Origin of the sequence: Burkholderia sp. Tr-862, from assembly GCF_011753085.1 — a bacterium.
Lineage (GTDB): Bacteria > Pseudomonadota > Gammaproteobacteria > Burkholderiales > Burkholderiaceae > Burkholderia > Burkholderia ambifaria.
Genome location: NZ_VWWG01000362.1, coordinates 1 through 1,756 on the forward strand (window position 1 = coordinate 1; position 1,756 = coordinate 1,756).

The window sequence follows — 1,756 nt, forward strand, 5'->3', positions numbered from 1 at the left end:
TGGCCCGGCCGGCCCGCATTCGCGCGCGCCGGCTGCCGGCCCGTGTCGCCTCTCTCGCATCGCCGTGGAAATCATCGGCCGTCCCGCCCGTTCGCGCGCGGGCCGGCTGCCATTGGGGGTATCCGGCCGTACTGTGCACGGCCGTTCCGGAGTTACAAGGAGATAGCATGAAGTCGATCGTGTTGAGAGCGTTGGGTGTTGCAGCCGTGGCGGCCTGTCTGACGGGCAGCGTGTACGCGCAGTCCAGCGATACGGCGGCCACCGAAGCGCCGGCCGCGGCAGCGAGCTCGCCGAAGGCGGCGGCCAAGACCGCGAAGAAGGCGAACCGCAAGCTCGGCTACGCGGTGCGCAAGGCAATCACGAAGGCAGGCGGCATCGACGTGGCGAACATCGTCGTGCGTTCGAAGGGCGGCGCGATCACGCTGGAGGGCACGGTGCCCGACCAGGCCCAGATCGACAAGGCGGAAGAGGCGGCGAAGGGCGTGAATGGCGTGACGTCGGTCTCGAACAAGCTGACGGTTCAGCAGCAGTAACGCCGGGCGGGCGGCGCGCCAGCGCCGCACGCGCCCGCTTTCAGGCGGGCCCCGGCATGCCGGGGCCCGTTTGCGCCGCAGCCTGCCCCAGCCTGTCGCTGCGCGCCAGCCCCCCCTGGGGGAGCATCTCCCAAGGGGACTGCCTTCGGGGCGGAAAACCAGGGGCGGCCCGGTGTTTTCCCGACAGGCCGCGAGCCGCGCACGACGCAGCGGCGCACCGACAGCGATATCGATAATGAGAGGGGGCGGCAATGACGACGCACGGGTGGGGCACTCGGATTCTTCTCGGCGCGGCGCTGGCCGCGCTTACATTACTCAGCGCCTGCAACGACGCCGATTCGGGCGAGCGCAACCGGTTGCCCGGTTTCGTGTCCGGCAGCGTGCGCACGACCGCCTATGACGGCACGAGCGACGATCTGCTGACAGCCGGCCTCGGCAAGACGGGCCTCGCCTCCACGGCGCCCGCGTTCGCGAATCCATCCCGGCCGACGAGCGCCGAGCTGCGCCGGCTCGCGATCTGGTCGAATTACCGCGCGCTCGTCGACATGAGCGCGAACGGCGGCTACGGCCGCTTCTGGGGGCCGAACGTCGACCTCGACGGCAACGCCACGCTCGGCGAAGGCAAGATCCCCGGCACCGAATATCTCGCGTACTCCGACGACGGCAGCGGCCGCAAGAACGTGACGCTGCTCGTGCAGGTGCCCGCCAGCTTCGATCCCGCTCAGCCGTGCATCGTCACCGCGACGTCGTCGGGTTCGCGCGGCGTGTACGGCGCGATTTCGGCGGCCGGCGAGTGGGGCCTCAAGCGCGGCTGCGCGGTCGCGTACAACGACAAGGGCGGCGGCAACGGCGCGCACGAGCTCGGCTCCGACACGATCACGCTGATCGACGGCACGCTCGCCAACGCGGTGCTCGCCGGCAATGCCAGCCTTTTTACCGCGAACGTGACGAGCGGCGACCTGGCCGCGTTCAACAGCCGCTTCCCGAACCGCTACGCGTTCAAGCACGCGCATTCGCAGCAGAATCCCGAGCAGGACTGGGGGCACGCGACGCTGCAGGCGGTCGAATTCGCGTACTGGGCGCTCAACGAGCAGTTCGGGCCGCTGGCTCGACGGCGAGCTGATCACCGGCTCGCTGCGCGCGCTCGGGCGCCAGTCCGGAGCTCAGATGCTCGGCTTCGGTACGCCGCAGGGCTTTCTGCCGCTGCGCCAGCAACTGCAGAC

General features: G+C 70.1%; 2 protein-coding genes. Both read left to right on the forward strand.

Features of this window, described 5'->3' with window-relative positions; translation table 11 throughout:
• Positions 1-167: 167 nt before the first annotated feature.
• Complete coding sequence (locus tag F3J14_RS34850) at positions 168-533, forward strand: BON domain-containing protein (RefSeq protein WP_166726745.1); 366 nt, start codon at positions 168-170, stop codon at positions 531-533.
• Positions 534-784: 251 nt separating this feature from the next.
• Positions 785-1,756, forward strand: a 972-nt coding sequence (locus F3J14_RS34855) for a D-(-)-3-hydroxybutyrate oligomer hydrolase (RefSeq protein WP_247682366.1), incomplete at its 3' end; no start/stop codon positions are given.

Excerpts from the sequence above, each read along its gene's own strand:
- F3J14_RS34850 (WP_166726745.1), top strand. The coding sequence starts at position 168 with ATGAAGTCGATCGTGTTGAGAGCGTTGGGTGTTGCAGCCGTGGCGGCC.